Below are 15,907 nucleotides of genomic sequence, written 5' to 3' on the forward strand. Positions count from 1 at the left end.
CTCTGGACCGCCACCAGTCTGGCAACAGGAACTCACGCCACGAAAGTGACACGGTTGATCTCCTCCAATGTGGTCTCGCCGCGCGCGACGGCTTCCAGCGCCGCCTCGCGCAGGCTCTTCATGCCCCTCGCACGGCCGGCTTCCTTGAGCTTGCGCAGCGGTTCGCGCGCAATGATCATCTCGCGCAGCTCGTCATCCAGCGCCAGCAGCTCCGCTATCGCTTTACGGCCTTTGTAACCGCTGCCACGACAATGCCCGCAGCCCTTGCCTTGGCGCAATTGGTAATGGGCTGCCTGCTCGCGCGTGATCTTGGATTGCAGCAGCAATTCATCATTAGCCTCGACCACTTCGGCGCAATGCGGGCAAACCAGGCGCACCAAACGCTGCGCCATCACGCCGTTCAGCGCCGCCACCAGGCTGTAGGCCTCAACGTTCATGTGCAGGAAGCGGCTGATGACGTCGAAGACATTGTTCGCGTGCAAGGTGGTGAATACCAAATGCCCGGTGAGCGCCGACTGTACGGCGATCTGGGCTGTTTCCGGGTCGCGGATCTCGCCCACCATGATTTTGTCGGGATCATGGCGCAGAATGGAACGCAAGCCGCGCGCGAAGGTGAGCCCCTTCTTCTCGTTGACGGGAATCTGCAATACGCCGGGCAACTGGTATTCCACCGGGTCCTCGATGGTGATGATCTTGTCGTGGCCGTGGTTGACCTCGCTGATGGCCGCATATAACGAGGTTGTCTTGCCGGAACCGGTCGGCCCGGTCACCAGCACCATGCCGTAGGGCTCACGCACCAGCCGGCGGAAATCCTCGATGATGTAATCGTCAAAACCCAGTTGCTTGAGCGACAGCCCCTTGGCCTGGTCGGAGAGGGATTTCCGGTCCAGCACCCGCAGCACGGCATCCTCGCCATAAATGCTCGGCATGATGGACACGCGGAAATCCACGTCGCGCCCCTGCATCATCACCTTGAAGCGGCCGTCCTGCGGCACGCGGCGCTCGGCGATATCGAGCTCGGCAAGAATCTTCACCCGCGACACCGCCTGCTCGGCCATGTCTGCGCCCTGCATGCTGCCAACATGGACGAGCACGCCGTCGATGCGGTACTTGATCACCAGCCCGGCGGCCACGCTTTCCATATGGATATCGCTCACGCCGGCCTTCAAGGCGTCGTACAGCGTGGAATTCACCATGCGGATCACCGGGCTGCTGTCGGCGTTGATGCTCTGCAGGCTCAGGTGCTCCACGTCCGTCTTGTTCGCCTCGGCAGCCTCGCCCGTGGCAATCAGGTTGCCATCCATGGCGCGCAGATCTTCCTCGTGCCGGCTCAGGTAAGCCTCGATATCGCGGAAATGCGCGATCCCGGTATGGAAGCTTTCCGGGATCCATTCCGCGGCCCAATCCAGCACCGTCTGGTCGAACGGGTCGGCAAGCACCAGCCAGAGGGTGTCGTTTTCACGCAAGGGCAGGCACTGCAGGCGGCTGGCCATGGTGAAGCTCATCACATTGAAGGTGGGCTGCATCGCATGCAGGTCTTCCATGCTGAAAAGCCGCAGTTGCACGGCCCCGGCCAGAGCTGCCGCATATTCCTGGTCGTCCAGGGAAGACAATCCCTGCAGCATATCCATCATGCTGCGGTTACTGCTCGCCGCCAGGCTGCGGGCCTCGGCCATGCGCGCCTGGCTGAACATCGTTTCCGCCGCGCTCATTGCAGGCTCCCGGCAAGTTCGAAGATCGGCATATAGAGCATGACCACGACGGCGCCGATGATAAGGCCGATGAAGATCATGAGCAGCGGCTCGAACAAGCGGGTGAACCACTCCAGCCAGCGTGCGATTTCCTCGTCGTGCAAAGTCGCGATATGCTCCATCATCTTGCCCATCTCGCCGCTTTTCTCACCGACGCGCAACATACGCAGCGAGACCGGCGTCACCAGTCCGGCGGCTTCCATCGCCTCTGAAATCGCCCTTCCCTCGCGGATCAATGCCGCCGCCTTGTCCAGGCTCTGGTGCATGGAGGCCGTCAACAGGCCGCGCGCCATTCCCAATGCCTGTTTGATGGTGATGCCGCCCTCCAACAGCATGCCCAGCGTGCGGTAGAAACGCGCCAGCTGGAACACGCGCATTTGCTCGCCTATCGCCGGCAAGCGCCATAGCATGGTCATGATGCGCCCGCGTACGCCTGGGCGCATGAGCGCCGCCACCGTCAATCCAAGAAAAACCAAACCCCCGAGCAACAGGCTCTGCCCATGGGCCTCCATGATGTCGGCCCAGCCCAATACCAGCCTGAGCATCCAGGCCTGGTTCTCGCCGGCATCGGCATATATCTGGGAAAAGCGCGGCACCACGTAGCCGAGCAGGAACAGGACCACCAGACCACCCACGGTGATGAGAAGGAAGGGATAAATAGAGGAAGCGATGAGTTTCTTGCGCAACACTTCCACCTGCTGCTCGTAGCCGATGTAACGCAACAAGGCCTCGGGCAAGTCCCCGGTACGCTCGCTGGCCTTGACCATGGAGGTATACAAGCCAGGAAATGCGGACGGATAGGCTGCGAGCGCGGCCGAGAAGGTCTGCCCGCGGTATAACGCGTCCAGCACGCCCTTGAGCACCTGGGCGATTTCCGGGCGCTGCTCCTTCTCGGCAATGCCCTCAAGGGACTCTACCAGCCCCAGGCCCGCCTTGAGCAGCGACAATAACTCCCGGCTGAACAGCAGCAAGGGGAAACGTGTGCGCTTACTCCTGGCCAGACCTTGCGTACCTGACTTGGTCGCCAGGACCTCATAGCCTTGGCTGCGCGCCTTGGCCGCCGCCTCTTCCGCATGCTGGGCTTCGAACTCCAGCGACACCAGGCGGCCCGCGCTTATCGCCCGTACCTGATAGCGCATATCACCAGTTCACGATATCGACGTTGTCATCGCTACCGCCGGGCTGACCGTCCTTGCCCAGGGAATAGAGGTCGAAATCCCCATGCTCTCCGGGCGACTTGAATTGATAAGGCCGCCCCCAAGGGTCGTTCGGCACGCTCTTCTGGAGGTAGGGCCCTGCCCATTTGCTTTCGCCCGCAGGCGCGGTGTTCAAGGCAAGCAGGCCTTGCTCGGTGGTGGGATAATGCCCGACATCGAGGCGGTATTGATCCAGCGCTTTTTCCAGCGCGCCGATCTGCGCGCGCGCCGTCTTGACCTCGGATTTGCCGAGCTGGGCAAAATACTTGGGCGCCACGTAACCGACCAGCAAACCCAGGATGACCAGTACCACCAGCAACTCCAGCAAGGTAAACCCTGCCTGGCGCTGATTCATTGAATAGGGGTTCTTCATAGCGGCATTGCCAGGTTCCACCCGGCGTTCATACATAAGATTTGATGCCCAGCATAGCCACGATTTATGACGTTTTCATTAAACCCAACCCAGGCGGTTGCCTACATCAATCAAGCCTTCCGTTGCGGCAGGCCGTCATAATTCTGCAATCTTCGCGTGCATAATCTGGGCGGCACATGGTGATCACCTGATCACTTTGATTTCCCATATTGAAGGATTTCCACACGAAGGCCCGGCTCCTGCCTCATGAACACTGCAACCCACTTCAGATTCAACCACAGCGACGACAACCCCACGGTCAAACGCCTGCTGCGGACAGTGGCACCCGTACCGGACGACATGCCCTGCCTGCAAGTGCTGATGATCTTCCAGGAAAACCAGTACATTTTTGCCCTGCCCGTGGTCAACGCGCAGCACCAGCCGGTGGGAATAGTGGAACGGCACGCCTTCATGGAAACCTTCATCAAGCCCTACACCCATGAAATCTACGGCAAGAAGCCAGTTGCCGAATTCATGAACCGCAAACCGCTTGTAGTAAGCAGTCACACCTCGATTGACGACATCTCGCGCATCATCATCGATGCGGGCATGCAGCATATGGTGAGCGGCTTCATTGTCACGGAGCAGGGCCGGTACGCCGGCATCGCCAACGGCCACGACCTGCTCGATGAAATCACGCAGCGCAAGCAGGCCAACTTGTTCTACCTCGCCCATTTCGACCAGCTGACCAAGCTGCCCAACCGGGTGTTGTTCATGGACAGGCTTGCAATGACGCTGGCGGAAGCCTGCCGCACCAATGCGCAAGTCGGCCTGCTGTTCATCGACCTGGACAAGTTCAAGCACTTCAACGACTCCATGGGGCACGCCTTTGGGGATCAATTGCTGATCGCGCTGGCAGGCATCCTGGCTCGCTGCTCGCGCGAGATGGATACAGTGGCCCGCCTCTCCGGGGACGAGTTCACCATCATCGTGGACAACATCAGCAGCCAGAAGGACCTGGACAGCCTGTGCTGGCGCATCCTCGACACCTTGAAATTGCCGCAGCAGATCATGGGACGCGAAGTTTTCATCTCGGCCAGCATCGGCACCGCCATCTATCCGCTCGACGACGAGGACGCCAACAACTTGCTGGTCAAGGCCGATGCGGCCATGTACGAAGCCAAGCGCAGCGGTCGCAATACCTACCGGCATTATGCCGCGGGCATGCAGCTATACTCGCTTGACCGCATGTCGCTGGAAACCGACCTGCGCCTAGCCATCGAGCGCAATGAATTCGAACTGTATTACCAGCCGCAAATTGCGCTCGACAGCGGCAGGGTGGTCGGCAAGGAAGCCCTGATCCGCTGGCACCATCCGCAACGCGGGCTGCTCACGCCAATCCACTTCATCGAGATTGCCGAGGAAACCGGCTTGATCGTGGCGATCGGCCAATGGGTGATCAGCGAAGCCTGCCGGCAGCACCAGGCCTGGCTGCAAGCCGGATTCCAGCCCATGCGCATCTCCGTCAATATTTCCGCGATGCAGTTCTACCAGAACGACTTCTGCGAGATGGTGGAAAACATCGTCACCGACACGGGCATCAACCCGGCCTATCTGGAATTCGAGCTGACCGAGAGCATGTTCATGCAGGATGCGGATGCCGTGGTGCGCACGTTGCGCAAGCTGCACGGGCTCGGCATCAAACTGGCGATTGACGATTTCGGCACCGGCTACTCCAACCTCAGCTACCTGCGCAAATTCCCGATCGACCGCCTCAAGGTCGACCAGTCCTTCATCAAGGGCATAGAACACGAGCCGATCAATGTGGAAATCGTCAAGACGATCGCGGCATTGGCGCGCAGCATGTCGCTGGAACTGGTGGCCGAAGGCGTGGAGACGGACGTGGAGCTGCATTGGGCGGAAAGCAGCGGTTGCACCTTCGTGCAGGGCTACCGCTTTTCCCAGCCGCTGCCGGCAGAAAAATTCACGCGCTGGGTGACGGAATACAAATACCAGGCCAGCCAGCATTCGCTGGCGAATATATAGGCAGGCGGGTTTACTTCTTGACGATGGCGCGCGGCTGCTTGCGATGCCAGCGGCCGAACACCCCGACCAGCCCCAGCAGCATCCAGAAAGTCGAAGGCTCGGGCACCGCGCTCACCTGCCAACCGATGTCGGCCAGCGCCGCATAATCAAGATCGCTCATATATTCCCGATTTCCTGGGGCGGTTCCGGGATCCATCAGGTTGGCAACAGGAACACCATCAATGGTTCCATACACGCCATAGGCCCAGTGGGCGCCTGCGCCATCCACGGGTACGGCGTCGCCGTATACCGCAACCGCGTGCCCACCAGTAAAGACCCATCCACCGTCACCTTGCTGCAATAGGGCCCGCCAGGCAGGAGAGGCGCCGAATCCCAGCAAATGCGCCAACTCATGCGTTGCCGTCGTCAAAAAATCCGGTTGCCCAGCGGACAAGCCGTCGTCGTCCAACCCAAGATACCAGTCATGATGAGTATTGAACCAGATGGAACCACCCCATGGGCCGAAATCCGTGGCAATTTCATCCAGCGCTCCTTCCTGGCCGCGCACCGCCACGGCATCCACGAACTCCTGACTGCCCTGGGCACGTACAGTGCCGGAACCGGCAGCGCCAAGCACAGAGCCGTTGAAGGAGGATGCGCCCACGAAAATCACCAGGCTGTTTTCCGGCACATGCAAGTCCATCACCGTGACATTCTCGATCCAGCTGTTCCAGCTGGGATGCTGGAACCTCACACTCCAGCCATCGCCTGCGCCAGGCTGGATCGCCGACAGGTTGTCGGCCAATCCGCTGAATACCGAGGCCACCTGCTGCAACACGCCGCGCCGCATCAAACCCGCATCGCTATCGGTGCTGAACCAACCGTTGCGATCAAACCGGTAATCAAAAATGATATCGAGCGCATGGGCCGAGCTTGAGACCAAGGCAAGACCGGCGAACAAGGCTGCTTTCAGGGATTTGTGCAGTGAATGCATGATGCAATTCCGAAAATCATTATTGAGAATCATTATATATTTTATCAATAATGATTCTCAATATTATTTTATAGGCAAATGCTTCGCTTCACTGCACTCCAAATAAAAAGCCCCGTAGAAACGGGGCCTTGGAATTTCAGCATTGCCTTACATCAGAACGGAATGTCGTCCTCGAAATCATCGAAGTTGCCACCGCCAGCGGGCTTGGAAGCCGGAGCGGGCGCTGGACGCTGGGCAGGTGCAGCTTGCTGCCTTGGAGCAGACTGGCCGTAGTCCTGGTTGAAGTCATCGCCGCCGCCGTCATAGCTCGCTCCGCCGCTGCCTCCACCGTCGCGACCGCCCAGCATCTGCATCTGGTCGGCAATGATCTCGGTGGTATAGCGGTCCTGACCTTCCTTGGTCTGCCACTTGCGGGTTTGCAGGCGGCCCTCGATGTAGACCGGGCGTCCCTTCTTCAGGTACTCGCCCGCAATTTCCGCAAGCCTGCGGTACATGACGATATTGTGCCACTCGGTGCGCTCCTGGCGCTGGCCGTTCTTGTCTTTCCAGTTGTCGGTGGTGGCAATGCTGAAATTGGCCACCGCCTCGCCGTTGGGCATATAGCGCACTTCCGGGTCGCGGCCCAGGTTGCCTACCAAGATTACTTTATTGACCGATGCCATCCTTAACCCCTTATCAATTGCAGCGCTGCGGAATCATCCCAGTCCGCCTGCATATCCACTTTCAATATCACCATGCCCTCTGCGGGCAAGACAACCGACTCCTTCACGCCGGGCAACGCCGCCAGATGCCGCGACAATTGCGCCGCATCATGCGCGTGCCCTTCCGGCAGGTGGTACATTCTACTACGTACCGCCGCAGGTGCGCGCATTGTCGTCACGCTGACCAGCCATAGCACCATGAGCGCGCCGCAGAAGGCGAACACCGCCGTATATCCGTATTGGCTGGACAGCCAGCCGCCCGACACGCCGCCGACGAATATGCCCAACGACTGCGCCGTGTTGAACACCCCGATCGCCGTGCCCTTGGCTGCGGCAGGCGCCTGCTTGGAAATGGTGGAAGGCATGATCGCTTCCAGCACGTTGAAGGCGATGAAGAAGGTGGTCAGCGCCGCCATGATGCCCCAGAAACTGTCGATCATGAGGCCGAATGCGAGTTCTGCCATCAGCATCACGGCGACACTGATGATGAACACCTGCTTAAGCTTGGCCTTTTTCTCGCCGACGATGATGGCAGGCACCATGAGGACCAGGGAGATCACCATGATCGGCAGGTAGATCATCCAATGGTCGTTCTCGCTCAGCCCGCTGGTCTGCTTGATCGCGAACGGCACCACGACGAACATCGCCATGTGCGAGGCATGCAGCGCGAAGATGCCGAAATTGAGCCGCAACAGCTGCGTATCCTGCAATACAGGCCCCAGCTTGGCCGGCGCGGCCTGAGTATCGGAATGGAACCGGCTGACTTCGGGATCGGGCACCAGGTATTTGATATCCAGCATCGCCAGCAAGGCCAGAATGCCGGTGAGCACGAAAATGCCGGAAACCCCGATCCACTGGTTGAGGGTAGGCCCGAGGATCAGCGACAGCGCAAAGGTGATGCCGATGCTGCCGCCTATCATCGCCATCGCCTTGGTGCGGTGCTCCTCGCGCGTGAGGTCGGCGACCAATGCCGTCACCGCGGCGGATACCGCGCCCGCGCCCTGGATGGCGCGGCCGATGATGATGGTGTGGATGTCGTCCGCCATGCCGGCGACGAAGCTGCCGACCGCAAAGATCAGCAGGCCGATGTAAATCATGGTCTTGCGGCCGAAACGGTCGGACGCCATGCCGAACGGCAGCTGGAACAAGGCCTGCGTCAACCCATAGGCCCCCAGCGCCAGGCCGATATAGAAATGGTCATGCCCGGACGGCAGGGTTTCCGCATAGATGGCGAAGATCGGCAGGATCAGGAACATGCCCAGCATGCGCAGGCCGTAGATCGAGGCCAGGCTCAGGGTGGACCGTAGTTCAACCGGGGACATGCGTTCAGGCTGTGACATTAAAAATCATTGAATTCAACACGCGAAGTTGCGTATATTAACAGGTTGCCCCATCAGACGTTAACCAAACTCAAGGTAAACAGCCCCTACCCCCATGGACTACATACGTATACGCGGCGCACGCACGCACAACCTGAAAAATGTTTCGCTGGACTTGCCCCGCAACAAGCTGATCGTGATTACCGGCCTGTCCGGCTCCGGCAAATCCTCGCTGGCATTCGACACCCTGTATGCCGAAGGGCAGCGCCGCTATGTGGAATCCCTCTCCGCCTACGCCCGTCAGTTCCTCGCGCGCATGGACAAGCCCGATGTCGACCTGATCGAAGGCCTGTCGCCCGCCATTTCCATCGAGCAGAAATCCACCTCGCACAACCCGCGTTCCACCGTGGGCACGGTCACGGAAATCCACGACTACCTGCGCCTGCTCTATGCGCGTGCGGGCGATCCGGAATGCCCGGACCACGGCATCAAGCTGGAGGCGCAAACCGTCTCGCAAATGGTGGACAGCGTCCTGCTGCTGCCGGAGGACACCAAGCTGATGATCCTCGCACCGGTAGTGAGCAACCGCAAGGGCGAGCAACTGGACTTGTTCGAGGAACTCAAGGCGCAGGGCTTCGTACGCGTGCGCGTGGATGGCGAGATTCACGAGCTCGACAGCGTCCCCAAGCTTGCCAAGACCGTGAAGCATAACGTCGACGTCGTCGTAGACCGCCTCAAGGTGCGCGCCGACGTCAAGCAGCGCATTGCGGAATCCTTCGAAACCGCGCTGCGCCTTGCCGACGGCAAGGCCGTGGCGCTGGAAATGGACAGCGGCAAGGAACACCTGTTTTCCGCCAAGTTTTCCTGCCCGGTGTGCGACTACTCACTTGCGGAGCTGGAGCCGCGCCTGTTCTCCTTCAACAACCCGATGGGCGCCTGCCCCAAGTGCGACGGCTTGGGCCAGATCAGCTTTTTCGATCCCAAGCGCGTGGTCGCCTTCCCGCACCTCTCGCTTGCCAGCGGCGCGATCAAGGGCTGGGACAAGCGCAACCAGTTCTATTTCCAGATGCTGCAAAGCCTGGCTCAGCATTACGGATTCGACCTGGAGACGGCTTTCGAGGCATTGCCCGATGAAGTGCAGCAGGTGCTGCTCAACGGCAGCGGCAAGGAAGCGATCACTTTCCAGTACCTCAACGAGCGCGGCAAGCTGTATGAAAAATCCCATACCTTCGAAGGCATCCTCAACAACCTGCAGCGCCGCTACCACGAGACCGACTCCATCACGGTGCGCGAGGAGCTGTCCAAGTACCTAAACTCGCAAGCCTGCCCGGATTGCGGCGGCACGCGCTTGCGCCGCGAGGCGCGCCACGTCAAGGTAGGCGGCAAGAACATCCATGAAGTGTGCGAAGCCCCGCTGCGCCAGGCACTGCATTTCTTCGAGCATATCGAGCTGACAGGGCAAAAGCTCGCCATTGCGGACAAGATCGTGCAGGAAATCGGCAGCCGGCTGAAATTCCTCACCAATGTCGGGCTGGAATACCTCTCCCTGTCCCGTTCCGCCGAAACCCTTTCGGGCGGCGAGGCGCAGCGCATCCGCCTGGCCTCGCAGATCGGCTCCGGCCTTACCGGCGTCATGTATGTGCTTGACGAACCTTCCATCGGCCTGCACCAGCGCGACAACGACCGCCTGCTGCAGACCTTGGTGCGCCTGCGCGACATCGGCAACAGCGTCATCGTCGTCGAGCACGACCAGGATGCCATCATGGAAGCGGATTATGTAGTGGATATCGGCCCCGGGGCAGGCGAGCATGGCGGCAACATCGTGGCCGCAGGCACCCCGGCCGAAATCCAGAACAACCCGCAATCGCTTACCGGGCAATATCTCAGCGGCGCCAAGGAAATTGCCGTCCCCAAGAAGCGCCACGTCCCTGATCCCAAGCGCTGGCTCAAGCTGACGCAGGCCAGCGGCAACAACCTCAAGAACGTGGACCTCGCGTTGCCGGTCGGCCTGCTCACTTGCGTCACCGGCGTATCAGGCTCGGGCAAGTCCACGCTCATCAACGATACCTTGTACCGCGTGGTCGCACGGCATCTTTACGGCAGCTCGACCGAGCCAGCGCCTTTCGAGGAAATCTCCGGCCTGGAATTCTTCGACAAGGTGGTGGATGTCGACCAAAGCCCGATCGGCCGTACACCGCGCTCCAACCCGGCCACCTATACCGGCGTATTCACGCCGATCCGCGACCTGTTTGCCGGCGTGCCGGAAAGCCGCGCCCGCGGCTACGGCCCCGGCCGCTATTCCTTCAACGTCAAGGGCGGACGTTGCGAAGCCTGCCAGGGCGATGGCGTGATCCGCGTCGAGATGCATTTCCTGCCGGATGTCTACGTGCCTTGCGACGTCTGCAAGGGCCACCGCTACAACCGGGAAACACTGGAAATCCATTACAAGGGCAAGAACATCCACGAAGTGCTGGAAATGACCGTGGAACAGGCGCGTGAATTCTTCGATGCCGTGCCCGTGGTCGCCCGCAAACTGCAGACGCTGCTCGATGTCGGCCTCGGCTACATCACGCTGGGCCAGTCCGCGACCACGCTGTCGGGCGGCGAGGCGCAGCGCGTAAAGCTGGCGCTGGAACTATCCAAGCGCGATACCGGCAGGACCCTCTATATCCTCGACGAACCTACCACCGGCCTGCATTTTGCCGACATCCAATTGCTGCTCGACGTATTGCACCGCCTGCGCGACCACGGCAACACCATCGTCATCATCGAGCACAACCTGGACGTCATCAAGACCGCGGACTGGATCATCGACATGGGCCCGGAAGGCGGCGATGGCGGCGGCACCATGATTGCCTGCGGCACGCCGGAAGAAGTTGCTGATACCAAGGCCAGTTATACCGGGAAATACCTCAAATCAATGCTGAAACGCTGAAACAACATCCAAATAAGGGCGAGCGCAGCAATGCCAAGTATGGGGTTGACGTTGAACTCCCCGTCTGGCTGCGCCGAGTAGCGCAGCTTTTAATGGAAACAGGACTGGCGTCTGTCTGAGCGCAGCGAGTTCAGCCAGTCCCCATTAAAAGCGAGCAACGCAGGTTGCCCGGAACGTAGTGTAGGGACGCAGACAATCGGGTCGCCTTTTCTTTCGTATCTTTCTTTTGGCGAAACAAAAGAAAGATACTCGCCCGGCGGGGCGAAACCCTTCCTTGCATCACGCTTCAGTAATGATAAAGACCAGAGCTCGTTGAATTGGATGGGTTTAGTTAGATAGTTGTTGGATTAGAAAGTGGTCTTGACCCCTATCGCAAGTCATTGACCCGTTGCCTTTCGCTTGTCAGCGAGTCCCTTTATTTTGCTTCGCCAAAATACAGGAACCAAACAAAAGGCGACCCCGGAGTCTACGCCGGGAGCAAAGCTCCCGGTCCCCTGCGTTGCTCGTGCTGGATGGCGGCTTGCTGAACTCGCTGCGCTCAGACAGACGCAAGCCTTATTTCCATCCAGCACTGCGCTACTTGGCGCAGCCAGACGGGGAATCCAAACCCAACGTCAAAAGCAACAGTGACTTGGCTTCGCTGCGCTCGCCCTAATAAAAAAAAACGGCCCTCCTTATGGAGAGCCGTTTTCATTTAGATAGTACTTTTAGCTTTACCGCTCAAGCTGCCTTACGGCGGCGTGCTGCAAAACCTACCAAGCCAAGACCGGCCAGCAGCAAGGCATAAGTTTCTGGTTCCGGTACAGCCGCAATCGTCAGGTTGGTCTGGCCAGGGCTGCCGATATCGCCCACTGTGGAACGCCAGGAGCCTTCGGAATCGCCCACTTGCGACAACACCCAACCGTGTACGTTGTTTTCGCCCAGCACGTCCACGCTGCCAGGAATACCGCTGTTGTAGCGTGCGCGAATACCACCAATGGTATTGTCGCCATAGGTCAGGCGGTCCACCAGGTTTTCATCGGCATCGTAGATGTTGATTTCATCAGCGCGGCCCAGATTGGGGTTAAAGTCGCCGATGATCTTGACGGAGTCATCCAGGCCCCAGCGGGTACGGAACAAGTCAGCGCTGATTTCGGTCAGGATGACGGACTCGCCGACCTTGACGATACCAAAATCGGACAGGTCGAAAGTAAAGCTTTGACGGCTGTCGTCGTCGTAGCTCCAGTAAGTGAAATCGACATCGAATTGGCCAAGGTTGGTAAGCTCGATGTACTCGCCCTTTTCATCCGCAACGCGGCTCTGGTAGTTCCACTCGGTGATATAGACGTTGTAGGCGTTAGCCGCGAAAGCAGGAACGGCGGTAAAAGCGCTGGCAGCGAGAACGCCGGCAGCAATCAATTTATTGATGGCATTCATGATTAACCTCTCTGATTTGAAAAATATTATTAAAAAAACAACAACACAGGCACTACAGAAGAATCTTTATGCAGCGCGGCGGCGTGCAGCGAAGCCAAGCAGGCCAAGGCCGGCCAGCAGCAGTGCATAGGTTTCAGGCTCAGGCACGGCAGGCGTCGGGCGCAGGAATACAAACACGCGAGGCTGTTCATCAGAAATATAAATATTGCCCAGTTCATCAATCGTCACGCCTTCGGCAGTGCCACTCAGACGGCGGAGATCGATGGAGCCCAGTATTTCGCCGGTACGAGTCACTTCCAGCAGCAGGCGTGACTCCTGGCTGATGATCAACAGGTTGTCATCCAGTCCGGTGCCGAGGAATGAAGGTACGGTAGCAAGCACTTGCACATCGGAAAGGTCCTGCAAGCCAAGCAGTGCGGCATTGAACAAAATGCTCTGGCTGCCTGTGCGGGCATCGAAATCAACTTCAGCCTCGTAAATTGCCTGAGGATTCTTTTCCTTCACGGCAATCAAGGTGTTAGTACGCGGATCCCAGCTCAAGCCCTCCAGACCCTCGTTATTGCTGTAGCTACCGAAAGAGTAGGCAGGCGTAACTGAGGAAAGGCTCAGCGTCGTGCCAGCCTGGTAATCAATCTTGTACACGCTCTGGGTACGCTCTTCGCCCAATGCGAACTGGCCGTTGCCGATATAAGTCAAGGATTCGGCGTCGAAATTAGAGCCAAAATTCAGTGTCATATGACCGACGACTTCGCCGGTCTTGGTCACTTCGACGATGGCTTCGGCCTCATCGCCGACGACGAACAAGGTGCCGGTATCCCAGTTGTAGGTAATGGCCGAGGCTTCGCCTACCATGCCTATCTGGCCGGGCAGGTTGAATCTGTAACCCAGGGTATAGTCGGAAAGGTTGAGAGAGGGTTGGGCAAATGCCAGGGCAGACATGGAAAGCCCGGCAAGGAGCACTAGAGTACGCGCAATCATTTGAAATTCCCCTAAAAATGGTGATGCAAATATTGTTGATAGTGAACAAGCGGAGGGAATATTGCAGACGGCGAAAGACAACAGGATGAAGACGTGCATAGTCCTCCACCTAGTCTTGAAAACAGGCTCGAGAGACTATTTGCCTTTAAAATGAAGAAAGAAAATGTGCCACATTCGCCGACGCAATGCGGTCGAATAGCAACTTGATAAGAAAAGATAATTAGTTGCTGATGTGCAGCTTCATGGCTTGATGCGGGATGCCCGCATCCATGTACTCTTCGCCGACGCCGTGGAATCCGGCCTGCTCATAAAAAGCCAGCGCATGGGTTTGGGCGGAGACGTGGATATCGAACCAGCCATTCTGCCGGCACGACTCGATGGCCGCCTGCAATAGCGCTTGGCCGACGCCTTGCCTGCGCCAGGCTTGCAAGACGGCCATGCGGCCAATGCTGCCGTCGCTGAGGATACGCGCACAGCCGATCGATTTGCCGTCCTCTGCGACGGCAAGCAGATGCAGGGCCGTCTCGTCCAATCCGTCCCACTCCAGTTCGGCCGGCACATGCTGTTCGTCGATGAAAACTTGCTGGCGAATCGCCGATATCTGCGCTTGATCGCTTATCCAGTCAGCCTGCCTTACATAAAAGCTCATGTCAGTGTTCTTTCTTTTCTTGTGAGGGAAATTCATGCCGGCCCAGCCATGCAGCCTTCACAAGTATTGCGGTGCATGGCGCTTACAGGCATCATCTATGCTCGCCTCGATTGATGAAATCGATATAAAAATTAACGTAGACACATGTTTGTGTACTTGGACGAGAAGGTAAGACGATGACGAAGTTTTTAGGTTTCCTTGGACGTATTCTATTGGCGCAAATTTTCTTGGTCGCCATCCTGTTCCAGCTGGCGATCATCTTTCAAAACCCCAGCGGCTACGAGCAATATCAGATGTACCTCGGCCACTTCGGCCTGCCGGGCGTTTTCGCGCCCTTGATGATCCTGGTGCAGTTGATTTTTGGCCTGAGCCTATTGCTGGGCTTCAAGACCAAGCTGTCCGCCTATGTGCTGGCAGTCTATGCGATCTTCGTCGCCATTTTCCTCAAGCTGCCCGACCCTACCCCCGGCAGCGGCTTGATCGGCCTGATGCAGTACCTTGCCCTGGCCGGAGGCTATATCACCCTGGCCTTGCACGCGCCGACGGCATTCAGCCTGGACAACCTGCGCAAACAATCCTGACGATAGCTCATGTACACAAAAAAGGGCGGTTTGACCGCCCTTTTTTATTTTCAATTTCGATATTTCAAGCCTCGGCCAAGTTGCGCGGTATCTTGAACACCACGTTTTCCACCACGCCGTTGAGTTCCTGCACCTCGGCAGCCCCCAGCTCCCTGAGCTTGTTGATCACTTCCTGCACCAATACCTCGGGTGCGGAAGCGCCCGCAGATACGCCTACGCGCTTCTTGCCGGCGATCCAGGCAGGATCGAGGAAAGAGGCGTTATCGACCATGTAGGACTCGATCCCCTGGTTCTGCGCCACTTCGCGCAAACGGTTGGAATTGGAGCTGTTGGGCGAGCCCACCACGATCACGAGATCGCAATCCCGCGCCATGACCTTGACCGCATCCTGGCGGTTCTGCGTCGCGTAGCAGATGGAATCGCTGCGCGGCGGGGTGATCTCGGGGAACCTGGCCTTGAGCGCGCTCACGATCGACGCGGCATCGTCGATCGACAAGGTCGTCTGCGTCACATAGGCCAATTGCGCCGGGTCTTTCACCTGCAGCGTCGCCACATCCTCCGGCGACTCCACTAGGTACATGCCGCCCTCGGATTGGCCCATGGTGCCTTCCACCTCGGGATGCCCCTTATGCCCGATCATGATGATTTCCTTGCCGGAGGCGCGCATCTTGGCCACCTCGATATGCACCTTGGTCACCAACGGACAAGTGGCGTCGAATACCTGCAGGCCGCGGGCTTCCGCCTCGGCACGCACGTCCTTGGAAACCCCGTGCGCGCTGAAGATCACGGTATTGCCGGCGGGCACCTCGTCCAGTTCCTCGACGAAGATCGCGCCTTTTTTCTTGAGGTCATCGACCACGAACTTGTTGTGCACCACTTCGTGGCGCACATAGATAGGCGCGCCGAATTTCTCCAGCGCCTGTTCGACGATAATGATCGCGCGGTCTACGCCTGCACAAAACCCGCGCGGGTTGGCTAATACAATATCCATAGTCTCTCTACAATGTCGC

Annotated in this window: 13 protein-coding genes; 3 read left to right on the top strand and 10 right to left on the bottom strand. The window is 58.6% G+C overall.

Annotated elements, in window-relative coordinates:
* Positions 1-32 precede the first annotated feature (32 nt).
* The 3 genes from ACKF11_RS04425 to gspG are packed head-to-tail and all read right to left on the bottom strand — an operon-like array spanning position 33 to position 3,320.
* Positions 33-1,712 carry a GspE/PulE family protein gene (locus ACKF11_RS04425; protein WP_407996107.1) on the bottom strand — a complete coding sequence of 560 codons (1,680 nt, stop codon included), beginning with the start codon at positions 1,710-1,712 and terminating at the stop codon, positions 33-35.
* Positions 1,709-2,890, bottom strand: a complete 1,182-nt coding sequence (locus ACKF11_RS04430; protein ID WP_407996108.1) for a type II secretion system F family protein — start codon at positions 2,888-2,890, stop codon at positions 1,709-1,711. The genes ACKF11_RS04425 and ACKF11_RS04430 overlap by 4 nt, the downstream gene beginning before the upstream one ends.
* 1 nt (position 2,891) lies before the next feature.
* Entirely contained in the window at positions 2,892-3,320 is a 429-nt protein-coding gene (gene gspG / locus ACKF11_RS04435; RefSeq protein ID WP_309565668.1) for a type II secretion system major pseudopilin GspG, read from the bottom strand.
* Between the two features lie 246 nt (positions 3,321-3,566).
* Here gspG and ACKF11_RS04440 point away from each other — a divergent pair, with 246 nt between their 5' ends.
* The gene (locus tag ACKF11_RS04440; RefSeq protein ID WP_407996109.1) at positions 3,567-5,345 is read left to right on the top strand and encodes an EAL domain-containing protein; all 1,779 of its coding nucleotides are present in this window, start codon (positions 3,567-3,569) and stop codon (positions 5,343-5,345) included.
* Between the two features lie 10 nt (positions 5,346-5,355).
* Here the strand turns inward: ACKF11_RS04440 and ACKF11_RS04445 are convergent, their stop codons facing one another.
* The 3 genes from ACKF11_RS04445 to ACKF11_RS04455 all read right to left on the bottom strand — a co-directional run bounded on the left by ACKF11_RS04445 (position 5,356) and on the right by ACKF11_RS04455 (position 8,359).
* Complete coding sequence (locus ACKF11_RS04445) at positions 5,356-6,318, bottom strand: PEP-CTERM sorting domain-containing protein (protein WP_407996110.1); 963 nt, start codon at positions 6,316-6,318, stop codon at positions 5,356-5,358.
* 152 nt (positions 6,319-6,470) lie between these two features.
* On the bottom strand, positions 6,471-6,980 hold the full coding sequence (gene ssb / locus ACKF11_RS04450; RefSeq protein ID WP_407993233.1) for a single-stranded DNA-binding protein: 510 nt from the start codon (positions 6,978-6,980) through the stop codon (positions 6,471-6,473).
* 2 nt (positions 6,981-6,982) lie between these two features.
* Positions 6,983-8,359, bottom strand: coding sequence for an MFS transporter (locus tag ACKF11_RS04455; protein WP_407996111.1), 1,377 nt, complete (start codon positions 8,357-8,359; stop codon positions 6,983-6,985).
* A gap of 94 nt (positions 8,360-8,453) precedes the next feature.
* Between ACKF11_RS04455 and uvrA the strand changes: the two genes are divergently transcribed.
* On the top strand, positions 8,454-11,273 hold the full coding sequence (uvrA, locus tag ACKF11_RS04460) for an excinuclease ABC subunit UvrA (protein WP_407996112.1): 2,820 nt from the start codon (positions 8,454-8,456) through the stop codon (positions 11,271-11,273).
* A 720-nt stretch (positions 11,274-11,993) separates the two neighbouring features.
* Here the strand turns inward: uvrA and ACKF11_RS04465 are convergent.
* From ACKF11_RS04465 to ACKF11_RS04475, 3 genes are all read right to left on the bottom strand, one after another.
* The gene (locus ACKF11_RS04465) at positions 11,994-12,689 is read right to left on the bottom strand and encodes an FxDxF family PEP-CTERM protein (RefSeq protein ID WP_407996113.1); all 696 of its coding nucleotides are present in this window, start codon (positions 12,687-12,689) and stop codon (positions 11,994-11,996) included.
* A 66-nt stretch (positions 12,690-12,755) separates the two neighbouring features.
* Entirely contained in the window at positions 12,756-13,667 is a 912-nt protein-coding gene (locus ACKF11_RS04470) for an SdiA-regulated domain-containing protein (RefSeq protein ID WP_407996114.1), read from the bottom strand.
* A gap of 220 nt (positions 13,668-13,887) precedes the next feature.
* The gene (locus ACKF11_RS04475; RefSeq protein WP_407996115.1) at positions 13,888-14,316 is read right to left on the bottom strand and encodes a GNAT family N-acetyltransferase; all 429 of its coding nucleotides are present in this window, start codon (positions 14,314-14,316) and stop codon (positions 13,888-13,890) included.
* A 176-nt stretch (positions 14,317-14,492) separates the two neighbouring features.
* On the opposite strand from ACKF11_RS04475, the gene ACKF11_RS04480 reads away from it, so the two are divergent.
* Positions 14,493-14,897 carry a DoxX family protein gene (locus ACKF11_RS04480; protein ID WP_407996116.1) on the top strand — a complete coding sequence of 135 codons (405 nt, stop codon included), beginning with the start codon at positions 14,493-14,495 and terminating at the stop codon, positions 14,895-14,897.
* Positions 14,898-14,961: 64 nt separating this feature from the next.
* On the opposite strand, the gene ispH is transcribed toward ACKF11_RS04480, so the two are convergent.
* On the bottom strand, positions 14,962-15,888 hold the full coding sequence (gene ispH / locus ACKF11_RS04485; protein ID WP_309565679.1) for a 4-hydroxy-3-methylbut-2-enyl diphosphate reductase: 927 nt from the start codon (positions 15,886-15,888) through the stop codon (positions 14,962-14,964).
* Positions 15,889-15,907 lie beyond the last annotated feature (19 nt).

It is taken from the genome of Methylobacillus draconifructus (genome assembly GCF_045984385.1).
In the GTDB taxonomy this organism is placed as follows: Bacteria; Pseudomonadota; Gammaproteobacteria; order Burkholderiales; family Methylophilaceae; genus Methylobacillus; species Methylobacillus flagellatus_A.

Coding starts and splice junctions, on each gene's coding strand:
- uvrA (WP_407996112.1), top strand. CDS start 8,454: ATGGACTACATACGTATACGCGGCGCACGCACGCACAACCTGAAAAAT.
- ACKF11_RS04445 (WP_407996110.1), bottom strand. CDS start 6,318: ATGCATTCACTGCACAAATCCCTGAAAGCAGCCTTGTTCGCCGGTCTT.
- ACKF11_RS04480 (WP_407996116.1), top strand. CDS start 14,493: ATGACGAAGTTTTTAGGTTTCCTTGGACGTATTCTATTGGCGCAAATT.
- gspG (WP_309565668.1), bottom strand. CDS start 3,320: ATGAAGAACCCCTATTCAATGAATCAGCGCCAGGCAGGGTTTACCTTG.
- ACKF11_RS04475 (WP_407996115.1), bottom strand. CDS start 14,316: ATGAGCTTTTATGTAAGGCAGGCTGACTGGATAAGCGATCAAGCGCAG.
- ssb (WP_407993233.1), bottom strand. CDS start 6,980: ATGGCATCGGTCAATAAAGTAATCTTGGTAGGCAACCTGGGCCGCGAC.
- ACKF11_RS04440 (WP_407996109.1), top strand. CDS start 3,567: ATGAACACTGCAACCCACTTCAGATTCAACCACAGCGACGACAACCCC.
- ACKF11_RS04465 (WP_407996113.1), bottom strand. CDS start 12,689: ATGAATGCCATCAATAAATTGATTGCTGCCGGCGTTCTCGCTGCCAGC.
- ACKF11_RS04430 (WP_407996108.1), bottom strand. CDS start 2,890: ATGCGCTATCAGGTACGGGCGATAAGCGCGGGCCGCCTGGTGTCGCTG.
- ACKF11_RS04455 (WP_407996111.1), bottom strand. CDS start 8,359: ATGTCACAGCCTGAACGCATGTCCCCGGTTGAACTACGGTCCACCCTG.
- ispH (WP_309565679.1), bottom strand. CDS start 15,888: ATGGATATTGTATTAGCCAACCCGCGCGGGTTTTGTGCAGGCGTAGAC.
- ACKF11_RS04470 (WP_407996114.1), bottom strand. CDS start 13,667: ATGATTGCGCGTACTCTAGTGCTCCTTGCCGGGCTTTCCATGTCTGCC.
- ACKF11_RS04425 (WP_407996107.1), bottom strand. CDS start 1,712: ATGAGCGCGGCGGAAACGATGTTCAGCCAGGCGCGCATGGCCGAGGCC.